The organism is Xanthomonas rydalmerensis (assembly GCF_033170385.1).
In the GTDB taxonomy this organism is placed as follows: Bacteria; Pseudomonadota; Gammaproteobacteria; order Xanthomonadales; family Xanthomonadaceae; genus Xanthomonas_A; species Xanthomonas_A rydalmerensis.
In genome coordinates, this window is the sequence record NZ_CP126170.1 from 3,841,290 (window position 1) to 3,861,700 (window position 20,411).

Annotated in this window: 21 protein-coding genes, 1 tRNA gene, 1 other RNA gene and 1 pseudogene; 6 read left to right on the forward strand and 18 right to left on the reverse strand. The window is 67.2% G+C overall.

The window, feature by feature from the left end; all coding sequences use genetic code 11:
- Positions 1-612 precede the first annotated feature (612 nt).
- From QN245_RS16125 to QN245_RS16140, 4 genes and pseudogenes are all read right to left on the reverse strand, one after another.
- A complete protein-coding gene (locus QN245_RS16125) occupies positions 613-1,548 on the reverse strand; it encodes a hypothetical protein (protein ID WP_317843663.1) in 936 nt (311 codons plus the stop codon).
- Between the two features lie 51 nt (positions 1,549-1,599).
- Positions 1,600-1,814, reverse strand: a pseudogene (locus QN245_RS16130) (integrase); the annotation flags it as partial.
- 101 nt (positions 1,815-1,915) lie between these two features.
- The gene (locus tag QN245_RS16135; RefSeq protein ID WP_317843664.1) at positions 1,916-2,461 is read right to left on the reverse strand and encodes a type II toxin-antitoxin system VapC family toxin; all 546 of its coding nucleotides are present in this window, start codon (positions 2,459-2,461) and stop codon (positions 1,916-1,918) included.
- The gene (locus tag QN245_RS16140) at positions 2,451-3,284 is read right to left on the reverse strand and encodes a hypothetical protein (protein ID WP_317843665.1); all 834 of its coding nucleotides are present in this window, start codon (positions 3,282-3,284) and stop codon (positions 2,451-2,453) included. Before QN245_RS16140 ends, QN245_RS16135 begins: the two co-directional genes overlap by 11 nt.
- Before the next feature lie 553 nt (positions 3,285-3,837).
- On the opposite strand from QN245_RS16140, the gene ffs reads away from it, so the two are divergent.
- An RNA gene (gene ffs / locus QN245_RS16145) (signal recognition particle sRNA small type) lies at positions 3,838-3,934 on the forward strand.
- 284 nt (positions 3,935-4,218) lie between these two features.
- Here the strand turns inward: ffs and QN245_RS16150 are convergent.
- From QN245_RS16150 to QN245_RS16180, 7 genes are read right to left on the reverse strand one after another with little or no spacing between them, the layout of a single operon-like run.
- Positions 4,219-4,665, reverse strand: coding sequence for a molybdenum cofactor biosynthesis protein MoaE (locus QN245_RS16150; RefSeq protein ID WP_160966215.1), 447 nt, complete (start codon positions 4,663-4,665; stop codon positions 4,219-4,221).
- A 3-nt stretch (positions 4,666-4,668) separates the two neighbouring features.
- Positions 4,669-4,914 (reverse strand): MoaD/ThiS family protein, encoded by a 246-nt coding sequence (locus QN245_RS16155; RefSeq protein ID WP_317843666.1) that lies wholly within the window; start codon positions 4,912-4,914, stop codon positions 4,669-4,671.
- Entirely contained in the window at positions 4,911-5,429 is a 519-nt protein-coding gene (gene moaC, locus QN245_RS16160; RefSeq protein WP_317843667.1) for a cyclic pyranopterin monophosphate synthase MoaC, read from the reverse strand. Before moaC ends, QN245_RS16155 begins: the two co-directional genes overlap by 4 nt.
- Before the next feature lie 31 nt (positions 5,430-5,460).
- Positions 5,461-5,835 (reverse strand): nuclear transport factor 2 family protein, encoded by a 375-nt coding sequence (locus QN245_RS16165; protein ID WP_317843668.1) that lies wholly within the window; start codon positions 5,833-5,835, stop codon positions 5,461-5,463.
- A gap of 3 nt (positions 5,836-5,838) precedes the next feature.
- Positions 5,839-6,873, reverse strand: a complete 1,035-nt coding sequence (moaA, locus tag QN245_RS16170) for a GTP 3',8-cyclase MoaA (protein WP_160966207.1) — start codon at positions 6,871-6,873, stop codon at positions 5,839-5,841.
- Positions 6,870-7,637 carry an MBL fold metallo-hydrolase gene (locus tag QN245_RS16175; RefSeq protein ID WP_184644106.1) on the reverse strand — a complete coding sequence of 256 codons (768 nt, stop codon included), beginning with the start codon at positions 7,635-7,637 and terminating at the stop codon, positions 6,870-6,872. The genes moaA and QN245_RS16175 overlap by 4 nt, the downstream gene beginning before the upstream one ends.
- The gene (locus tag QN245_RS16180; protein ID WP_160966203.1) at positions 7,637-8,386 is read right to left on the reverse strand and encodes a 3-deoxy-D-manno-octulosonic acid kinase; all 750 of its coding nucleotides are present in this window, start codon (positions 8,384-8,386) and stop codon (positions 7,637-7,639) included. Before QN245_RS16180 ends, QN245_RS16175 begins: the two co-directional genes overlap by 1 nt.
- A 20-nt stretch (positions 8,387-8,406) precedes the next feature.
- On the opposite strand from QN245_RS16180, the gene QN245_RS16185 reads away from it, so the two are divergent.
- On the forward strand, positions 8,407-9,456 hold the full coding sequence (locus QN245_RS16185) for a glycosyltransferase family 9 protein (protein WP_317845386.1): 1,050 nt from the start codon (positions 8,407-8,409) through the stop codon (positions 9,454-9,456).
- A gap of 199 nt (positions 9,457-9,655) precedes the next feature.
- Positions 9,656-9,910, forward strand: a complete 255-nt coding sequence (locus tag QN245_RS16190; RefSeq protein ID WP_317843669.1) for a DUF2798 domain-containing protein — start codon at positions 9,656-9,658, stop codon at positions 9,908-9,910.
- Positions 9,911-9,956: 46 nt separating this feature from the next.
- On the opposite strand, the gene QN245_RS16195 is transcribed toward QN245_RS16190, so the two are convergent.
- The 3 genes from QN245_RS16195 to QN245_RS16205 form a co-directional block, all read right to left on the reverse strand.
- Complete coding sequence (locus QN245_RS16195) at positions 9,957-10,361, reverse strand: DUF6165 family protein (protein WP_160966197.1); 405 nt, start codon at positions 10,359-10,361, stop codon at positions 9,957-9,959.
- A gap of 104 nt (positions 10,362-10,465) precedes the next feature.
- Positions 10,466-12,340, reverse strand: coding sequence for a rhamnogalacturonan lyase B N-terminal domain-containing protein (locus tag QN245_RS16200; protein WP_317843670.1), 1,875 nt, complete (start codon positions 12,338-12,340; stop codon positions 10,466-10,468).
- A gap of 436 nt (positions 12,341-12,776) precedes the next feature.
- Positions 12,777-12,867 (reverse strand) — tRNA-Ser (locus QN245_RS16205).
- A 209-nt stretch (positions 12,868-13,076) separates the two neighbouring features.
- On the opposite strand from QN245_RS16205, the gene QN245_RS16210 reads away from it, so the two are divergent.
- On the forward strand, positions 13,077-13,781 hold the full coding sequence (locus QN245_RS16210) for a PP2C family protein-serine/threonine phosphatase (protein ID WP_017907821.1): 705 nt from the start codon (positions 13,077-13,079) through the stop codon (positions 13,779-13,781).
- A 168-nt stretch (positions 13,782-13,949) separates the two neighbouring features.
- Here the strand turns inward: QN245_RS16210 and dnaQ are convergent, their stop codons facing one another.
- From dnaQ to QN245_RS16225, 3 genes are read right to left on the reverse strand one after another with little or no spacing between them, the layout of a single operon-like run.
- Positions 13,950-14,687: a DNA polymerase III subunit epsilon gene (gene dnaQ, locus QN245_RS16215; RefSeq protein WP_184448236.1), complete on the reverse strand. Its 738-nt coding sequence runs from the start codon at positions 14,685-14,687 to the stop codon at positions 13,950-13,952.
- 29 nt (positions 14,688-14,716) lie between these two features.
- Entirely contained in the window at positions 14,717-15,175 is a 459-nt protein-coding gene (rnhA, locus tag QN245_RS16220; RefSeq protein WP_017907823.1) for a ribonuclease HI, read from the reverse strand.
- A gap of 12 nt (positions 15,176-15,187) precedes the next feature.
- Complete coding sequence (locus QN245_RS16225) at positions 15,188-15,847, reverse strand: class I SAM-dependent methyltransferase (protein ID WP_184448238.1); 660 nt, start codon at positions 15,845-15,847, stop codon at positions 15,188-15,190.
- Positions 15,848-15,859: 12 nt separating this feature from the next.
- Between QN245_RS16225 and gloB the strand changes: the two genes are divergently transcribed.
- Together gloB and QN245_RS16235 are read left to right on the forward strand one after the other, a co-directional pair.
- Positions 15,860-16,627, forward strand: coding sequence for a hydroxyacylglutathione hydrolase (gene gloB / locus QN245_RS16230; protein WP_317843671.1), 768 nt, complete (start codon positions 15,860-15,862; stop codon positions 16,625-16,627).
- Positions 16,624-17,835 (forward strand): lytic transglycosylase domain-containing protein, encoded by a 1,212-nt coding sequence (locus tag QN245_RS16235; protein ID WP_317843672.1) that lies wholly within the window; start codon positions 16,624-16,626, stop codon positions 17,833-17,835. The genes gloB and QN245_RS16235 overlap by 4 nt, the downstream gene beginning before the upstream one ends.
- A 440-nt stretch (positions 17,836-18,275) precedes the next feature.
- Here QN245_RS16235 and QN245_RS16240 read toward each other — a convergent pair whose 3' ends face one another.
- The gene (locus QN245_RS16240; RefSeq protein ID WP_317843673.1) at positions 18,276-20,264 is read right to left on the reverse strand and encodes a peptidylprolyl isomerase; all 1,989 of its coding nucleotides are present in this window, start codon (positions 20,262-20,264) and stop codon (positions 18,276-18,278) included.
- Between the last annotated feature and the right edge of the window lie 147 nt (positions 20,265-20,411).

Here is a 20,411-nt window from a genome sequence, read left to right on the forward strand (position 1 = left end):
ATGAAGACTCAACAATACCGTATCTTTAAAAAACTCTGCACAATCAATACAACGGTCGCGCCTGAAGGCACCGGAAGAAGGCAACGAGCTAGGTCTGTTCACACCAAATGAGTAACCCACGCCTCTCGCGACTACCCGGGCCATCTGCCAGTAGTTGGCGCCCCAATTCACCAAAGCGGGGCTTTGGAACATCTCCAGCCTGGAGATGCCTATGCGGCTTGAGCTAAGGACAACGGTTTGGCTGTAGTGTTGGGCCATGATTCCACTAACCGTCATGGCGGATTTATGGATCATCTCGGTGGGAATCACGACTAAGACCTCTCCAACACTCCAAAATTGACCGCCTTAGAATGCTCGCAGACCTAATTGACAAAGTCTCACATGGATGTAAATTCGGAGCAATTCATGGAGCAAATCAATGGAAATGCCTTACCTTAAGCCAGTCGCAGAAATGACACAAAAGGAGTTCTGGACGCAAGCCTATCTTGCTTCACTTCACAGAGTGGATCACGAGGCTGCGCTGCAGGAGGCTGATGGCGCCTTAAAGGCATGTAACAAACGCTGGAGCTCTAGGAGAATAGCCCCCGTGGAAACGTGTCAGTATGTACATAACTACCCTCTAGGAACGGAGGCTTTCGACCCTTGACTCGACAACTTCGCCTTCATTTCACCCCTGGGGTTAGGCTCAAATTTGCCCTTCAGCACGACCGCCAAGTCTGCCGTTGAACCCATGACCTTTAAGTGTGACCCCATGGTAGACAAGCCTACAAGATGAACTGGCTCATGCATTCGAGCCTCGGCAGATTTATCCGTAGGAAGGGAGAATCCGTTTTTCGCTTCGCCACTTCCACAAAGAAACGCGACGTATTTAAGGAACTCCCCTTGGTCAAGCCCCAAAGAAAGCGGCTCCTCGCTGGTAGAAAATTGCATACAATATTTCTCTCTCATCAAATCCGATAGAGGAATAGCTGGACTATTGGCCTTATTCTCGCGCAGAGCCACTAATACATTTTTCTGAATACCAACCGGCCTTCTAATACCCCGCCGTCTTGCGATTTCTTTTGAATTTCGCGCGGCAGCGCAGGCTAAGATATAGGGTGAACACGTGATGGCGCCCTTTAACCAACCTTGATATTCATCAGCAGACCAATAGGTTAAAAAGTGGCCTCGCAACGACAACATCAACATTTCGGATGCCAACTCGTTGGTCACGGCTAATTCGACAAGCTCAGACAGTCTCTCGACGAGAAATTTTGGCAGATACTCACCCTTTTGTCGCCACTCAGTTCTTACTTTCGATAAACTAGATTTTACCTCAAACAAAAAGAACCTTTCTCCATCCCTTATTGCGACGTCACTTAGCTTCGACTCTGCCCTGCCATCGAACTTAACAAAACCAGAGGGATATGGCTGAGGCAGTTCATTTCGGCTCGAATCAGGCGCAGCATACTGCAGCACCTCTGCTTTTTTAGACTCAATAAAATTCGACCATTGCATATCACGCATTGCAATGATTATTGTATCTTCCCACAAATCTGCTCGACTCATTGAGCGCTTCCCTTTATAAAAACACTTCGAACTACAGCAATTTCCCTCAAACTATCGAGGGCAGTAAACGAGAAACAGGCCAGGACGACTAAATCTGTCAAGCGTGCCCACCCGGTCCGGAGGCTTCGTCGGTCGATGTAGAGCTTCTCCAAGACTGCCTGCACACTCCCATGCTCGGTGAGCGCTCCAATCGCCGAAGCCGACACCCCTGTCTCGCCCAGCTTTGAGGCAATGGCGTGTCGGGACCCGTGAATCCCTGCCCTTTTGCGCCCCCCCTTGACCGCAACCGGGCCGTCAATGGCTACACCCCCACCCGCCTGATTCATGCCGCCTGCGACGTGGCCCATCAGGCGGCGAAGGGGTACACCTAAATCAACCCGGTTCCGGGAAGTCCGAGTCCTGGGCGGGATATGGCAACAGGGTGCAGGTCGGGCACCGGGTAGTGACTTGCTACCTTTGTCATCGCCATTTCCTTCCGGTCCACCTTCACCGGCTTGTTCTCAGAGTCTAGCGTTACCAGTACGTCCGCTTTGATGAGCATTGCAGAGACTACGTGGATGGAATCCGGAGTAGTCAGGATGTATGGCTCGCCTGCTCCGTTCTTCTCCTTGCCATAGCAGTGGCGTCGGAGGCGGGCTCCTTGTCGGGCGATACCATCGCTTAGGGCTATCGTCTGGAAGTTGCTACGGCGAATCATGGACTCGAACCGCTCGCGCGCCTCATCGCCCAATTCCATCGACAAGACCTCTGTAATGCCCACCGTCGAGATCGCAAGAACGATTTGGTTGCGGTCAAATGCCCCGGCTTGCGACAAGAGCGCGCTATAGACTCCGTCACCATGGTTCTTTTCCTCTTTGAGCAGCGCGATGAACGCAGAGCTGTCCCAATAGATGATATTGGCCTTACCACTCATTCCGCAGCTCCCGGACGAACTCCGCCGCACTCAACTCGCCGGTGGAGTCCGGCGCGCTTCCAGCAAGTTCACTCAGCGTCGGCAGATCGCTATCGCGTGGATGAATTTCAATGTGCCGGACGCGAACCTCATATGGCCAAAAATCATCTTCATACGATTTGAGTTCCCCTTCGACCGTGGCGTTGTGCTCGACAGAGGCGGCGGCTTGAGTAAGCAGTTCGAGTGGGAAAACACATTTGATTTCCACACCTCCGACCGGAGGCACGATCTTGAAATACGGCTGCTTCCCGACGCCCGAGTAACGCTTGACTACGCCCTTGACTGCTCCGAATTCTCGCCGCACATCAGGCAGCGCATCATCGAGAGCTTTGGCGACAGCATCATCGAGTGGAATAGGGGCAATTCCAGGGCCGTCGATCCAAAGCCGCTCGAACCTCTCGCCGACTCCGGCGACCAGCTTTCGCAAGTGACCAACAAGACGGGCACGATCGGAATCGACGCGCGCGGTCCGGTTCCGGACCTGACCCAAGAACGTGACAAAAGAATCCGCGACGCGACCCGCGTGCTGGCCGCTGTCGGCAAGCGAAATAGGCAGCACACCTACCATCGCCGGGCTGTTATGGCTCAACTCAGAGACTACAAAGTCAACAGCAGGCGAGCCCTCACGGGAAACAAGATTTCCCGTCTCTGCCAGCGCCGCTTTGAAAGCGGCGAGCTTGTCGATAAATGCGCCCAAGCGAACGTCGCCGCCGAGTTCTTCAACGCCTTCCATATGGAGACGCAGAACCCGGGGCTCGGCAAGTTGGTCGATGGGACGGCTCATGACGGCATCTTAAAGGCTGAATGGCAGAAAAGGCTCCCATGCGTCCGTCCACAGGATGAGACGGTGCCAAAGGGGGCTAAACGGTCGGCACCTTCAAGGAAAAATCCAACGCGGACCCTCGCCCGGCAGGCTCCGCGAGTGGTCGCCGCGCGCTTCTCCAGCTTGTTGGCCGTCGCGTTGCGCTCCGCCTGCTTCTTTTGGTGGATTGCCTTGGCCTTCCGGACGTTGGGGACCGCGCCTTTCATGCTTCGTCCTCCTAGTCCGGCGCCTCGGCGATGGCCCGGGCGGTGAGCTGGTTGCCTGGGTAGCGATGGGGTCGCCCCCTAAAGCTAGCGGCGAGAGCGCCTGACCCGCTACAATGCCGGTTCACAAGTCAGGCCACATCCCTGGTTTGCGTGCTGTAGGAGAGTCAGGAAGTTGGATCGGGATCAGTCGATCCCCCTCTCTCCGCCAGATTCGAATGCGTGTCCTCTCGCAGAGTGCCCCACCCCGGTGGCGGTATCCGAAAGAGGAATAACCGCGCCACTGGCGCGGTTTCGTCTCTATGGTGGCCCCGTCGGCCCCTCGCGACGCTAGGTCGAAAACCCCGCCAGGGCCGGAAGGCAGCAACGGTATCGATCGACGCGGGCGCCGAGGTCAGCCGGCGGGGTTACCACCCCTCTTCTGTAACGCTGCCTGCCGCATGGATACACATCGCCTGCGCGGTGCCTCCTGCCAGACATGAGCATCCTTGCGGTACGCCATGCCTTTCGCCCGCTTCGGGTCCGCTTCGGCTCCCTGGCTAGTCGTTGGCACCGGCCGTGGCGACGGCGCACGCATCCCTACACCGGAGGCGCCACTTCGGCGCGTATCGATCGACGCGGGCGCCGAGGTCAGCAGGCGGGGTTACCACCCCTCCCTACGAAGACAGCGATCAACGCATGATCGTGCGCCGCTATTCGCGTTGCGGCGCCTGCGTCTCCGGATGCAACCAGCCGGCATCGCCGTCGCGATAACGTTCGCGCTTCCAGATCGGCACGCGTGCCTTGACCTCGTCGATGACGTAGCGGCAGGCATCGAACGCGGCACCGCGGTGCGCGGCGACCACGCCGACCCACACCGCCAGATCGCCGATCGCCAGTTCGCCGATGCGGTGCACGCAGCGCAGATCGAGGACGGCGAAGCGGGCCAGCGCCTCGTCGACGATGCGCTGGCCCTCGGCCTCGGCCAGCGCGGCGTAGGCCTCGTAGTGCAGGCCGTCGACCGCGCGGCCGTCGTTGTGATCGCGCACCCAGCCTTCGAAGCTGGCGTAGGCGCCGGCCTGGGCGTGCGCCAGCGGGGCGCGCAGCATGGCGATGTCGAGCGGCTGGTCGGCCAGCCGGAAACGCGGTTCGGTGGCCATGGCTCAGCCTCCCGAGACCGGCGGGATGAACACCACTTCGCTGCCGTCGCGCACCGCTTCATCCCAGCCGACGAAGGCGCCGTCCACCGCCACCCGCAACCGATCCAGCGGCCAGCGCAGGCCGTGGCGGGCATCAAGTTCGGCGTATAGGCCGCGCAGGTCCGGCGCATCGGTGCGCACCTGTTCGCGCTCCAGGCCCGCGGCCTCCCGCAAGCTGGCGAAGTACAGCACGGTCACCGAGGCGCTCATGCCACGCTCCCGACGTCGCGCTTGCCGCCACGCTTGCCGACCAGCCGCACCGGACCGATGGTCATCGCGTGGGTCAACGCCTTGCACATGTCGTAGACAGTCAGCGCGGCGACGCTGGCGCCGGTCAGCGCCTCCATCTCCACGCCGGTGCGGTGCACGGTGCGCACCGTGCACTCGATGCCCAGCACCTGCGGCGAGCACCATTCGATGGCGAAGCGGCAGCCGTCGATCGGCAGCGGATGGCAGAACGGAATCAGTTCGTGGGTGCGCTTGACCGCCATCGTGCCGGCGATCACCGCGGTGTCGACGATGCCGCCCTTGGCGCTGCGCAACGCATCGGCGCGCAACTGCGCGGCCACGGCGGCGGGAAAGCGCACCTGCGCCTCGGCCACGGCGACGCGCGCGGTGACGGCCTTGGTGGAGACATCGACCATGGTCGGCAGCCCCTGCGGGTCCAGGTGGGTCAGTGCCGGCGCGGCGGCGCGCGCGGACGTGGCGGTGGTCTTCTTGGTCATGGACTGCGCTGCCGCTCCCACGGCGCGATCTTCAGGCACCGCCGGGAATCGGCGTGCCTTGGTGGAACAGCATGCGCCATCGGCCGTCACGGCGCTGCCACAGCGAACTGCGCAGCGCCTGCCGCGGCGGCTCGCCGCCGCCGCTGCGCTCGCTGCGGTAACGCACTTGCGCAAGATCCGGCGCCAGCGACCGCACCTCGATGTCGAAGGCCCGGTAGCGGACGTCGCCCGATTCGGCCGACAGCGTGTGCAGCACCACCGGCTTGTCGAAGCGGCGGCCGGAAGCGCCGAACTCGACGAAGGCCTCGTCGAGCAGTTCGGCCACGCGCGCTGCCGAGGCCCGCACCGCCGGCTCAAGCAATTCCAGCTCCAGCGCGACCAGCGCGCGTTGCAACGCGGCGTCCATCGCTCAACCGCCGATCAGGAACATTTCGACGTGCTTGCCGCGCCTGACCTGCGCGGCACCGCGCAGTTCGCTGTAGCGATCCTCGCGGCGCTCCCACAGCGCGCGCACGCGCTCGGCCAGCGCCTCCTCGCCGCCGGCCAGCGCCGGCCGCAGGTCGGTCCCTTCGCCCGCGAACAGGCAGGTGTAGAGATGGCCATCGGCGGACACGCGGGCGCGGTGGCAATCGCCGCAGAACGGCGTGCTGACCGAGGTCACGAAGCCGATCTCGCCGCCGCCGTCGGCGAAGCCATAGCGCGCGGCGACCTCGCCGGGATAATGCGGCGCCAGCGCCTGCAGCGGCCAGCGCGCGGCGATGCGGTCGCGCAGTTCGGCGGCCGGCACCACCCGCTCGCGGCGCCAGGCGTTGCAGGTGCCCACGTCCATGTATTCGATGAAGCGCAGCACGTGGCCGCTGCCGCGGAAATGCGCCAGCAAGGGCAGCACCTGATCGTCGTTGATGCCGCGCTGGACCACGCAGTTGAGCTTGACCGGCCCGAACCCGGCCGCGACCGCCGCATCGATGCCCTCCAGCACCTGCGCGATCTCGCCGCGGTCGCCGGACATCTTCCGGAACACCGCCGGCTCGATCGCGTCCAGGCTGACCGTGACCCGACGCAGGCCGGCCTCGCGCAAGGCCTGTGCGTGCCGCGCCAGCAGCGCGCCGTTGGTGGTCATGGCCAGGTCGTCCACACCGGGAATGCGCGCCAGCCGCCGCACCAGTTCGGGCAGATCGCGGCGCAGCAGCGGCTCGCCGCCGGTCAGGCGCAACTTGTTGACGCCGTTGCGCACGAAGGCGCGGGCCAGGGTCTCGAGTTGCGCGAACGACAGCCGCGATGCGGCGTCGAAGCCGTAATCGTCCGGCACCTTGTCGGCCGGCATGCAGTAGCCGCAGCGGAAGTTGCACGCCTCGATCACCGACAGGCGCAGGTCGCGCAACGGTCGCCCGCGCCGGTCCGCCGGCGTCGCCGACGCGAGCGGCAGGCGCGGCAGCGCGTTCATCCCAACGGTACCTGCGGCACCTGCGCGGCGCGCGGCGCGGGCAGCGCCACGCATTCGCCCGGGCGCGCCACGCGGTGCCCGCGCCTGCGCAGGGCTTCGGCATCCTCAGTGCTGGCGTAGTGGTACAGCATGGTCCGTTGCAGCAGCTCGGCGGGATACTCCCGCTCCAGATCGTCCACGCCAGTATGCGACGGGTTGCCGTGAAGACCACAGTCGTGGGCCACCAGTTCGCCGTCGTTGGCATACCGGTTCAGCATTTCCGGGATCGGCCGGGTATCCCCGCTCCACACCAGCGCACCCTGCAGGCGCAGGCCGTAGGCGGTCTCCGGCCAGTGATGGCGCACCGGGAACACCTCCAGGCGCATGCCCTCGTGCCAGAACGCATCGCCCACCGCGATCAGCTGGAACGCATCCCAGAAGTTGGCGCCGCCCTCGGCCAGCACGTTCGGATAGTCGGCCACCCGGCGGTGCAGCAGCGGCACCACCGTCGCCGGCACGTACAAGCGCACCTTGCCGCGGCGCTCGGAGAAATAGCTGTCCACGAACAGCCGCTCGAAGCCGGCGACGTGGTCCAGATGCACATGGGTGACGAACAGCGCCTGCGGCATCGCGCCGTAGTGCGCCTGGTAGGCGGTCAGCCCCTCACCGCCGCAATCGATGGTCAGCCACGGCCGGCCATCGCGCTCGATGGTGGCCATCGGCGAGCCAAGCGACACCGCCGACGCGTTGCCCACGCCCTGGAAACGCAGCGCCCAGTCGGTCATCAGCAACCGCGCTCCCAGGCCAGGTCGTAGGCGCGGCGCAGGCGCGCATAGTCCTTCTCCACCGCATCGACGCTGCGTTCGCCGCGCAGCTTCAGCAGCGAACGACGCAGCCGCTTGAGGTTGCGCTCGCGCCAGCGGGTGCTGGGAATGCGCAGCACGCCGCGATCGAAATCGATCAACCAGCCGCGGTTGTTGCCGTCGAACAGGATGTTCTGGGCATTGAGGTCGGCGTGATCGAGGCCGGCGCGATGGAAGCGCGCGATCAGCCGCCCCGCCTCCTCCCACGGCGCGCCGCGGCCGGCGATGCGCGCGCAGTCGGCCAGCGAGCGCACGCCCTCCAACCGCTCCATCAGGATCGCCGCGCGGTAGCGCAGCCCCTGGCGCAGATAGCAGGCCGCCAGCGGTCGCGGCACCGGCAGCTTGCGCGCGATCAGCGCGCGCATCAGCCGGAACTCGGCGAAGCTGCGGGTGCGGTCGGCGCCGGTCCACAGGTAGCGGTCGCGGACCAGCTTGGCGACCAGCCCACCGCGGCGGTACTGGCGCAGCACACAACTGCCGAACGGGGCATCGACGAACCAGGCGCCGCCACGGCCGCCGGCATCCACCGGGCGCGCACGTTCGGCCCAGGCGGCGGCGGAGAACAGCGCCGGTTCGGCTTGCCGCAGCCGCTCGCGGTCGAACAGAATGGCCCCGTAACCGCGGCCCTCGCGGTACGGCGTCAGCGCTTCGGTGGCGTCGAATGCAACCATCCAGCGAGTCTAACAACACCATGCCGGCAACGCTCCCTTCGTTGTGCCTGTTGCGCCTGTCGGCGCTGGGGGACGTGACCCACGTGGTGCCGCTGGTGCGGACCTTGCAGCGCGCCTGGCCGCAGGCGCCGGCACTGCACTGGATCATCGACAAGGCCGGGCACAAGCTGCTGGACGGTTTGCCGGGCGTGGTGTTCCACACCTACGACAAGCACAGCGGCGTGGCCGGCATGCGCGCCTTGCGCCGTGACCTGCCAGCGCAGGGCTTCGACGCGCTGCTGCAGATGCAGGTGGCGTTGCGCGCCAACGTGCTGTCGGCGTTCGTGCCGGCGCGCCGGCGCATCGGCTACGACCGCAGCCGCTCCAAGGACCTGCATGGCCTGTTCGTCAACGAACGCATTCCGGACCGCCCCGGCATCCACGTGCTGGATGCGATCGGCAGCTTCTGCGAGCCGCTGGGGCTGCGCCAGGCCGAGGTGCGCTGGGACCTGCCGGTGCCCGAGGACGCCCATGCCTGGGCGCGCGCGCAATGGCCCGACGACGGCCGCCCGGCACTGCTGATCTCGCCCTGCTCCAGCCACCAACGCCGCAACTGGTATGCCGAGCGCTATGCCGCGGTGGCCGACCATGCGGCCACACAGGGCTGGCGCGTGGTGTTGTGCGGCGGCCGCAGCGATCTGGAACGCAGCACCGCCGACGCCATCGTCGCCGCAGCGCGCACGCCGGTGCTCGACCTGGTCGGCCGCGACACGCTCAAGCAACTGCCGGCGCTGCTGCAGCGCGCGGCGCTGGTACTGACCCCCGACTCCGGCCCCATGCACATCGCCAACGCGATGGGTGCCAAGGTGCTGGGCCTGCACGCGGCCAGCAACCCGCGCCGCAGCGGCCCGTATTCGGACCTGCGCTACTGCGTGGACAGGTACGACGCGGCCGCGCGCAAGTACCTGGGCAAGCCGGCCGAGCGCCTGAAGTGGGGCAGCAAGATCGAGTTCGACGGGGTGATGGCACTGATCGAGGTGGACGACGCCATCGCCGCGTTCGAGCGCTACCGCGCCGACCACGGCCGCTGAGTCCTATTGCGGCGCGCGCGGCGCCGCCCTACTATCGCCGCGCGTCCTGCCGCCGACCCAGCCCGCAGGAGCCGCCGTAAGCGTTTACGTCAATCAACGCGCCAACTGCGCCGGATCCGTCCGGGGCTGTTTCCCGCCCAGGCCTGGCAGGCCGTTGGCGGGTGGCGCCTTCGATCGACCGGCTTACGGAGAGTCCGCAATGTCACGTTCCCCGCTGTTTTCCCGCAAACTGCCCCCGCGCCATGCCGCCTGGGTGACCCCGCTGCTGCTGTCGGTGCTGATGACCTGCATCGTCTCAATGATCAGCACCTTGCGCAGCGTCGGGCTGGCGCCCGGCGTCGGCACGCTCTGGCTCGGCGCCTGGGCGCTGTCCTGGCTGGTCGCCTTCCCCACCTTGCTGCTGGTGCTGCCGCTGGTGCGGCGCCTGACCGGCCTGGTGGTGGCGCGCGACTGACGGTGGCCGGCATCCGGGAGACGGCAACGCCTCCCGGGCGCCGCCCTCAGGCCGAGGGGTTGCGGTAGTCCTGGTAGGACTTCTCTTCCACGTAGCTGGAGCCCAGGGCCAGATTGATTTCCTTCTTGAGGCGCGCGCGTTCGTCGTTTTCGTAGTACACGCTGCGCGCCAGCTTGATGAACTCCTCGTCGAAGGCCTGCGCCTTCTCCTTGATCCGGATCTCGTCCTCGATGACCCACAGGCGCTCGTTGACCGCCTTCAACTCCGCACGCAACCGCGCCACGTCGCCACCGGCCGCCGGATGCGCCATCCAGGTCTTTTCCAGCGCCGACAACTCGGCGCGCACGTTGGCCAGCTTTTCGGCATCGCCAATGCGCTCGGACTTGATCTGCAGGATGGCGATCTTGTCGAGCAATTCGCCAAAGGATACGGGCACCAGGATTTCGGACATGGCAGACACCACAAACAGAAGTCGCGCAAGTGTAACGGCTCTGCCTTAAGGCGGCGTCGGCGCTGCGTCGCGGTTGCGCACCGGCCTGGTACGGAGCACGGACGTCAGCGCGCCGCAGCGACGCCCGCAGGTACGTTCTCCTGGACCAGATCGATCGCATCGTACGAAACGCCCGGACTGAGGAAACCCTGCCCGTGCTGACCGCTGGCGACGCTCAACGTCAGCTCGTTGCTCCCGACCTTCAACGCGGACAACGGGATGACGAAGCGATAGACGGTGTTGTTGCCGCGATAGGTGCCGACCGTCAACGTGCGCGAGGTCGGTTGCTGCGACGCCGTGGGAACCGCCGCCTGCCAATCGCCGATCGCGGGCACGGGGCGCCCATGAAAGGCGGCGGTGGTGATGCCGATCCGCAGCGTCGGCGGCGCGGCCGGCATGCGCGCGAGGACGAAGCGCACGTGCAGCGCGTTGTTCACGTCCTGCCATTGATACGCGGGAAAGTCCTGCGCCGCTGACGACGCACCGACCGTGAATGGCGCAGTCCGCCAGCTCGCCATGCGCACGTCCGACGGGTGCATGGTCGTCACCTTGTCGCCGTTCAAGAACTCGCGCGGCGAGCCGTCCCAGCGCCCGATCCGCCACAACGCCGGCACGGCGTCCGGATCGTCGGCGCGCAGCGTCCCGGCGGCCACGGTACGGCCTGCCGCCACAGCGGCCTCGCCCTGCGCGACGGCCAGTTCGTTCTTGTAGAGCGTCACCCGGTAGACGCCTGGCAGCATGCCGCTGCGTTCGAAGCGCCCGTCCGCGCCGACGCCGGTCCAGTACTGCGCCTGGGCCGAGGCGAAACCCACCGTGTAGGCAAAGGCAGGATCAAGGCCGCGCGCCGTACCGGCCACCCCGCCGCGTGCCGCCGGCGGGACGTAACCGTCCAGGCCCGCACCGGCGAACCACGCGGTATCGACCGGCCCGGGCGGCGCGCCATCGGTGAAGATCAGCGTGTAGGCATCGAGGATGCCGGTCCGGAACGGCTCGGTCTGGCCTTCGCCGTAATTGACGATGTAGGTCAGCTCCTGGTCGACGGTGCCCTGGTCCAGCAGGCTGCGGTAGAACGGGCCGCCGGAGCCGCCTTCGTTGTCGTCGCGCACCATCCACATCCCGACATGCGCACCGGTCGCGCCGAAGAAACGCCAGTCGAGCAGCCGCATGTTGGAATAGTGTTTCGAGCGGGTCTGCCCGTCCGGACGGGCAAACACGTCATGCGCCTCGATGGTGCGATCGGTGCCGTGCAGGTCCGCCGGTTCGGGGCCATGCGGGAGCAGCGCCCAGGGCACGCGCACGACGAAGCGCAGCAGCCCGGGCTTCGGTTCGCTGCCGAAGCGGTCGGCCATGTAGATGCGCGGCTCGCCGCGCCGGGCCAGGTAGTAATGGACCAGATCACCCGAGCGCACCGTCACCCGGATCGTGTCGGCATCGAGCTGTCGCGCCTCGACGGCGACCGACCCGGCGTCCGCGTAGAGGCCGGCGAAGCCCGAGTTGACGTGGCTGTCCTTGGCCGGATCCTGGTACTCGACACCATGCCAGCGCAGCGAGGACAGACCGCCCGCGCTCTGCAACCCATTGTGGCCGGCGATGCGCCGCACGGCGAAGGTCAAGCCCGCACCGGTGTCGACGACATAGGCATCCGCGCGTTCGCTGAGTCCGAACCGCGCCGCGCGCGCGGATTCCGGCGCGTCCGGCATCGGCGCCGCAACGCCGCGCTGGGCCGTGGCGCCGACCGCGGCAAACAGCAGGATGCACATCACGATGGAGGAGAAGCACCGACGCGATCCTGGGTGCCCACCTGCGTTCGTCGTTTTCATCGCCTGCGCGCGCGGCACCACCCTGGGGACGCCGGGACACGCGTCGGCACGTCGATTCGCACGCTCGAAGCCAATCCGACTGTCCATTGCGCCAATGCCGAAACCAGGGGGCGACAGCATGCGAACACGACCGCTGGACGATGGATGAACCGGGAGAACGATCTTGTCCAACGCATGGCGGGAACGCCTGCGACGCGCCGGATGCAGGCGCGACGCCGCGGGATGCGGGCGTCCACCTGCGCAGGCAGACCTGGCGGCCGGCCTCACCCGCGGTGAGGCGGGATCAGGCCCAACCGGAGGTGGAGTGCAGGGTCCACGCCAGGCGCAAGGCCTGTTGCGATCGAACCTGCACGAACGTGGCGATCCATCGATGGCCACATGCGGTCGACCGCCGCCCGAGGACCCTGGACGGCTCGGTCGCGGCGCGGGGATGCGATGGGGTAACGGGACAGCGCCTGCAGCGCGGCTGGAATCGCCAGCGACGTTTGCCGGTCCGGCACGGGGCATATTGATGCCCCTGGAGACGCAACCTCGCGGGAGCGCGAGACGCGAAAACTGGCGGGAAGGGGGGGATTCGAACCCCCGAGGCGCTATAAACGCCTGCCTGATTTCGAGTCAGGTACATTCAACCACTCTGCCACCTTCCCGGGTGGTCCCCGGCGGACCGGGGGCGTGCATCATACGGTTCCCGCCGCGCGCGGACAAGCGGCCCGGCGCCGATGCCCCGCAAGCGCCCCCGTGGCGCGGGGCGATGAATCCCGCCTGCGTGGCGCCGCGCCCGGCGATTGCCTGATCCGCGCGCGACCGCGATGATGCCCTTCGACCCCAGAAAACACCGGCCGGCCGCAGGCGCGCAATGATCGAATTCGGACACCTCACCCACGTCGGCCTGCGCCGCGACCTCAACGAGGACACCTATTACGGCGACCACGAACTGGGGCTGTGGCTGGTGGCCGACGGCATGGGCGGCCACGCCTGCGGCGAAGTCGCCAGCGCCCTGGCGCGCGAGGCCATCGTGCGCGAGGTACGCGGCGGCACCGCGCTGGCGCAGGCCATCCGCATCGCCGACGAGGAAATCATCCGCGCCTCGCAGCGCCGCAACGACACCCTGCCGATGGGCACCACGGTGGTGGCCGCGCGGGTGCAGGGCAACCGCTTCGAGGTGGCCTGGGTCGGCGACAGCCGCGCCTACCTGTGGCGCGACGGCAAGCTGGCCCAGCTCAGCCAGGACCACAGCTACGTGCAGGAGCTGATCGCGCAGGGCGCACTCACCGCCGAGCAGGCCCGCGCGCATCCCCACCGCAACGTCGTCACCCAGGCGCTGGGCGTCACCGATCCGCAGCACTTGAACGTGGCCACGATGACCGGCGAGCTGCGCCCGGGCATGCGCCTGCTGCTGTGCAGCGACGGGCTGACCGAGGAAGTGGACGATGCCGGACTGGCCAACGCGCTGGGCCACGACGACTGCAGCGCGCAGGAATGCGTGGACATGCTGGTCGCCGCCGCGCTCGACGAAGGCGGTTCGGACAACATCACCGCGATCCTGGTGCGCTGCCACTAGGGCGCGTCATCTGTCCCGGGCACGACGTCCTGCCGCGCACGCCTTCTAACATCGAAGCGCGAAGAAGTAACCGCCCGCCTGTCCACGCCTGAGCGATGACACGTTTGGCGCGCAGCCAGCCAGATCCTCAGGTCGGCGTGGCAGACGCGCCACCCGCGCAAGGCGGCCTCAGCCGGCCACTGCCTCCGCCGCGACCGGCTCGGCGTCGTCCCACAGCGCGCGACCGGCCTTCTTGCGCAGCTTCTCCAGCCGCGCCTGGTGCGCCTCAAGCTCCGAGGCCGTCGGCAGCACCCGCGGGCGCGGCAGCAGCATCGACATGTCGAAGGCCGGCCCCTGCGCTGCCGTACGCGCGGCGCCGTCCTCGGCCAGGGCGAAACCGATCTCCTCCTGACCGGAGGTCAGCGCGATGTACACGTCGCTGAGGATCTGCGCATCGAGCAGCGCGCCGTGCAGTTGCCGGTGCGAGTTGTCCACGCCCAGCCGCTTGCACAGCGCGTCCAGCGAATTGCGCTGGCCGGGGAAGCGCTCGCGCGCCAGCAGCAGGGTGTCGATCACCGTGGCGCGGTCGAGGATGCGGCCGTAGGACTCGCCCAGCCGCGACAGTTCGTAGTCCAGAAAGCCCAGGTCGAACGAGGCGTTGTGGATGATCAGCTCGGCGCCGTCGATGAACTCCAGGAATTCGTCGACCACCTCGTGGAATTCCGGCTTGTCGGCGAGGAAGTCCAGGGTCAGGCCGGTGACTTCCTGCGCGCCGGGCTCGAAATCGCAGTCCGGGCGCAGATAACGATGGAAGTTGCGCCCGCTGGGGCGGCGTTCGAGCAGTTCCACCGCGCCGATTTCGACGACGCGGTTGCCCTTCTTCCATTCCAGGCCGGTGGTTTCGGTATCGAGGATGATCTGGCGCATGGGACTCGCAGCGGAAAAGGAAGACACGATCAGGTCGCCACCGCGGCGCCGCCGGCGCGCACGTGCAGGGCCTGGTTGCGCGCCAACTGGTCGACCCGCTCGTTGTCCGGATCGCCGTTGTGGCCCTTGACCCAGCGCCAGTCGATCGTATGCCGCTGCGCCGCGGCGTGCAGCCGTTCCCACAGGTCGCGGTTCTTGACCGGATCGCCGCCAGCGGTCTTCCACTGCCGCCGCACCCAGCCCGGCATCCACTCGGTGATGCCCTGGCGCACGTACTGCGAGTCGGTGTGCAGCACGATCTGGCACGGCTCGTTGAGCGTTTCCAGGGCCATGATCGCGGCCATCAGCTCCATGCGGTTGTTGGTGGTGTGCGCCTCGGCGCCGGCCACCTCGCGCTCCAGTCCCTTGTAGCGCAGCAGCGCGGCCCAGCCGCCGGGGCCGGGATTGCCGAGGCAGGCGCCATCGGTATGGATGTCGACAGTCTTCATGAAACTCCGTGTTCAGATGGATGCGACCGAGCCGCGCCAGCGGACCGGCGCGCGCAACGGGATGGGGCCGATGCCAGCGGCGGTGCGTTTCTCCGCCTGCAACAGGCAGACCGCGCGCAGCGGTGCGGTGGACGTGGCCGGGCCGACACCACCGCGAGTCGGCCACACCGGCCCGAGATAGCGCAACTGCTCCACGCACGGCAGGCCGACCTGTTCGAGCAGGCCGCGCCAGCTGCCCGGCGGGCGCGCCACCAGGCCCTGGCGGCGCCAGCGCAGCCGGTACGGGCTCATCGCGTTGAGCGCGAACAGCCACAACCGACCGCCCGGCATCAGGATGCGCTCGCATTCCTCCAGCAGCGCCGCCGCATCGGCGCCGAGCACGTGCTGCAGGACGATGGCGTTGACGCTCTCCGACGGCAGCGGCAGCGGCAACGTGCACACTAGGTCGCCGGCATAGCCGCGCGCGCTGCGATGCAGGCGCACGCCCCTGCCCGGAACCTCGCGCGATGGCGGCGGCAGCGGCACCGGCGCCAGCCACAGCCAAGGCTGCGCGGGGCGCTTGAGCAGGGCGTCGAGGATCAGCGGCTGCTCGGCCTGCAGCAGCGCCTGCGCCCCGGCTGTATCAAACCAGGATGAGACGTTGGCTTGACGAGGGAGCGACACGGCAGGCATGGTGCCAATTCTATGCGACTGATCGCCCTGCCCGCATTCCAGGATAACTACATCTGGGCGATCGCCACGGACGACGGGCGTGCATTGCTGGTCGATCCCGGCCAGAGCGAGCCGGTGCTGGAAGCCGCGGCGCAAGGGCTGCAGCCCGCCGCCATCCTGCTCACCCACCACCACGACGACCACATCGGCGGTGTCGCCGCCTTGCGCGAACGCTGGCCGGACATCCCGGTGTACGCGCCGGACGACCCGCGGATCGCCGGATTCGCGTGCCAGCGGGTCGGCGACGGCGATGTCGTGAAGGTGCTGGACTGGCAGTTCGATACCCTGGCCGTCCCCGGCCATACCCACTCGCACCTGGCCTATGTCGGCCAGGGCCACCTGTTCAGCGGCGATACGCTGTTCAGCCTGGGCTGTGGGCGCATGTTCGAAGGTACGCCCTCCCAGATGTTGGGTTCGCTGCAGCGCCTGTCCGCCCTTCCGGGCCAGACGCTGGTCTGCTGCGGACACGAATACACCTTGGCCAATGCGGCATTCGCCGTCACGGTCGATCCCACCAACGCTGCCCTGCGGCAGCGCCATCAGGAAGCCCAGGCCATGCGTCACGCTGCCCGCCCCACCGTTCCCGTCACCCTCGCCAGCGAACTGGCGACCAATCCGTTCCTGCGTACCGCCTCTGCGGCGATCCAGCAGGCGATCGGCGCCCGGCTCGGCCGGGGGGTGTCCGACGAGGTGGACGTCTTCGCCGAATTGAGGCGCTGGAAAGACGATTTCCGCGCATGAGGGCGCTGGCGTTGACGGCGGCGCTGACGCTGGCGATGGCGTCGGCGGCGTCCCCTGCGGCGGCCTCGACCCCGCTCGCGGCGGCACTCGAACAGACCGTGGCCGGCCTGAACGGCCTGCCGACGGACGCGGCGGCACTGCCACCACCGACCACCCGTAACGGGCACGACATCCTCGCCCGCTTCCGCGATGGCCTGGCCGACGCGCGCTGCGACGCCGGCGCCACCGATGCGCGCTGGCAGCAGCAATTCTCGCGCGCGCCGTCGCGTCTGGCCGACGAGGACGAGGACGTGCTGCCGCTGTTCGGCTACGTGGTCGACGAACTGCGCGCGGCCAACCTGCCGACCGAGTTCGCGCTGATCCCGTTCGTGGAGAGCGGCTACCGCCCAGGCGCCCGCAACAGCGGCGGCCCCGCCGGCCTGTGGCAGTTCATCCCCGGCACCGCGCGCAACCACGATGTCCCGGTGGAGAGCGGCTACGACGGCCGCCTGTCCGCGGTGGACTCCACCCGCGCTGCGGTGCGCTACCTGAAGACCCTGCACGGCATGTTCGGCGGCGACTGGCGCCTGGCGATCATGGCCTACAACGCCGGCGAGTACCGCGTGCTGCAGTCGATGCGCCGCGCCGGCATGAACGCGCAGAACGCGCAGCCGGACAAGCTGCCCGGCCTGTCCTCGGTCACCTACGCCTATGTCGAGAAGCTGCACGCGCTGGCCTGCGTGCTGGAACAGGCGCAGACCCGCGACGAATGGATGGCCTCGCTGGACCGCGACGTGCCGATCCTGCAGGCACAGACCCTGCCCGCCGGCATGGCGCTGGACGAATGGGCACGGCGCCAGGCACTGCAGGGCAACCAACTCGCACGGCTGAACCCGGCGCTAGGCAGTGGCCGCAGCACCAAGCGTGCGCTGCCGGTACTGGCGCCGCGCAGCCTCGGCGGCCCCGTGCTGGCCCAGGACACCGCGCCGCCGGTGCAGGACGACGCGCCGGTCGTCGCCACCGTGGCCAGCACCGACGACAGCCCCGCGCCGAAACGCGCCACGCGCGCCGGCGCACGCTCCCGCCACACCCACACCGTGCGCGACGGCGACACCGCCTGGAACATCGCCAAGCGCTACGGCATCACCGTGCAGGCGTTAATGATGAAGAACGGTCTGTCCGCGCGCAGCGTGCTGCGTCCCGGCATGGTGCTGAGCTACGAGGACTGACGCGCTCCCGCCGCGGCGGGACGACGTCCACGACGTGCCGCAGCGCCGACGGCCGTGCAGCCACGCCGCGGGATGACCTGATCACTCGTTCCCAACCCGAATGAGCACCTGCGACCAGCGTAAGCGCCTGCAAGGCAGGCGCATCACCGCGTCCAGGGCCTACGCCAACCGCGCACTGCCCCACGGCCAGCATATCTGCCTCGATCGCCCCAGCGCGCTCAGCACGCGCACGAGGCGAAGGTAGCGACGTACCGCGCCTGCCGCCCAGTCGTGGCACTGCCAAGCCTGCCGGCGATCGGCAGGCGCACGCGATGCACTTGCGCGCCAAGGCTGCGCACCTCTCCCGCGGCGACACGCACACCTCGATGACGCCTGAAACGCAACAGGCCCGGCATTGCCGGGCCTGTTGCGTGACATCGTGCTTCGACGGCGCGCAGCTGTTACAGCTGCGACTCCTGCACGCTGATCTTGAAGTGCTTGCGCATCGCATCGACGTAGGCCTTGGCATCGGCCTCGCCTTCGATCCGCGCCAGCTGCTGCTGGAACATGGTCCGCTGCTCGGCCGGCACCTTGCTCAGGTCGCCCGGCGTCACCTTGGTCACCGCGAACAGCGCATAGCGCTTGCCCACGGTGCCCGGCGCTGCAGGCAGTTCCACCTTGCCCACCGACGGCTTGCCGTCGGCCGGCTGCGGCGCGCTGAAGATCGCCTGGCTGGCCTGCGCGCTCGGCATCGGCACGTTGCGCGGCAAGCCCGGCATCGGGTTGATCTGCAGCTTTTCCGGGCCAGCCAGCGCCTGCAGGGTCTCGCCCTTGCGCAAGCGCGCCAGCAGCGCGTCGGCCTTGGCGGCGGCGGCCTTGGCGGTGCGGTCGGCATGCACCGCGGCCACCACCTGCTCGTGCACCTTGGCCAGCGGCTGGATCTGCTCCGGCTGGTGCTGGGTCACGCGGATCAGCACGCTGTGGTTCGGCCCCAGGTTGATCGGGTCGCTGACCGTGCCGTCCTGCACCAGGGTGTCGGAGAACGCGGCGCGCAGCACCGCCGGCTGTGCGGCGATGCCGCTGGCGCTGGCGCGCGAGAACGGCCCCAGCGTCTGCACCGGCAGGCCCACTTCCTTCGCCGCCGAGGCCAGCGCGGTCGGGTTCTTGTAGACCAGGTCCACCAGCTTGCCGCTCAGTTCGCTGAAGGCCTTCTCGCTGTCGGCCTTCAGTTGCTCGCTGGCGAGCTGATCGCGGACCTGCTCGAACGACTTGCCGCCGCCGCCCTTGACCTGGCGCAGCTGGATCACGTGATAGCCGAATTCACTCTTCACCGGACCGACGATCTCGCCGGGCTTCATCGCGAACAGCGCATCCTCGAACGGCTTGACCATCACGCCCTTCTCCACCCAGCCCAGATCGCCGCCGGCGTTCTTGGAACCGGGGTCGTCGGAGTTGGCGCGGGCCAGCGCGGCGAAATCGGCGCCGGGCTGCTTGGCCTCGGCCGCCAGCTTGGCCGCCTTGGCCTCGGCCGCCTTCTGCGAGGCCGCGTCCTTGCCGGCGCTGATCAGGATGTGCGAGGCCAGCCGCTGGTCGGGCTCGACGAAGCGCGCCTTCTCGTCGTCGTAGCGCTTGCGCAGCGTCGCCTCGTCGGCCGGCTTGACCGGCGGCAGGTTGGCCGCATTGAGGTCGACGTACTCGATCGTCACGGTTTCCGGCTGCTTGAAGTCGGACTTGTGCGAGTCGTACCACTGCTGCACCTGCGCGTCGCTGACCGGTGCGGTGTCGGTCGGCATTTCCGGCAACAGCGCCATCTCCACGTCGCGCGTTTCGCCCAGCATCTTCAGCAGGCGCTCGGTCTCCTGCTTGGTGGCGAACGCCGATTCCGCGATGCCGGAAGGGATCACCGACTGCTGCAGCGCGTCGCGCACCAACTGCTGGAACATGGTCGGCGTGCGCGGCGGCGTGCCCGAGGCCAGGGCCAGGCGGTAGCGCTCCGGATCGAACTTGCCGTCGTTCTGGAAGGCGGGCATGGAGCTGATGTAATCGCGCACCGCGGCATCGCCGATGACCACGCCGGCGCGTTCGGCCGACAGCTTCGCCACCTGCTCGTCGATCAGCTGATCGAGCAGCTTGCGCTTGTTGTCGATGCTTTCGAACGCACGCGGATCGAAATCCTCGCCCTGCTGTTCGCGCGCCTGGATGCGCGCCTGCTCGAAGCGGGTACGGAACTGTTCCGTGCTCACTTCGTGGTGCTGCCACAGCAGCGACACCGGCCACCATGTCGGCGCCGACGACCACCACGCCGGCGGCGCCTGCACCTTGGCGACATTGTTGGCACCGACGCCACCGAGGTAGCTGTTGTCGATGACGAACAGGAACGGAATCATCAACAAGCCGATGATCGCGGTGGCGATCCAGCCCGAGGTCTTTTCGCGAAGTTTCTGCAGCATTGGGAACCGACGGCCTATTGGCGAGCCGCGCAGTTTAACCCGCTTCACGCCTTGCGGCAGAACCGGCGGCCCGCCAGCCCGCGCCGCTCATGCGCCGCGGCGGCGAATCCGGGCGAAACCAGCGCACTGCGGAAAAAAAGAAACCCC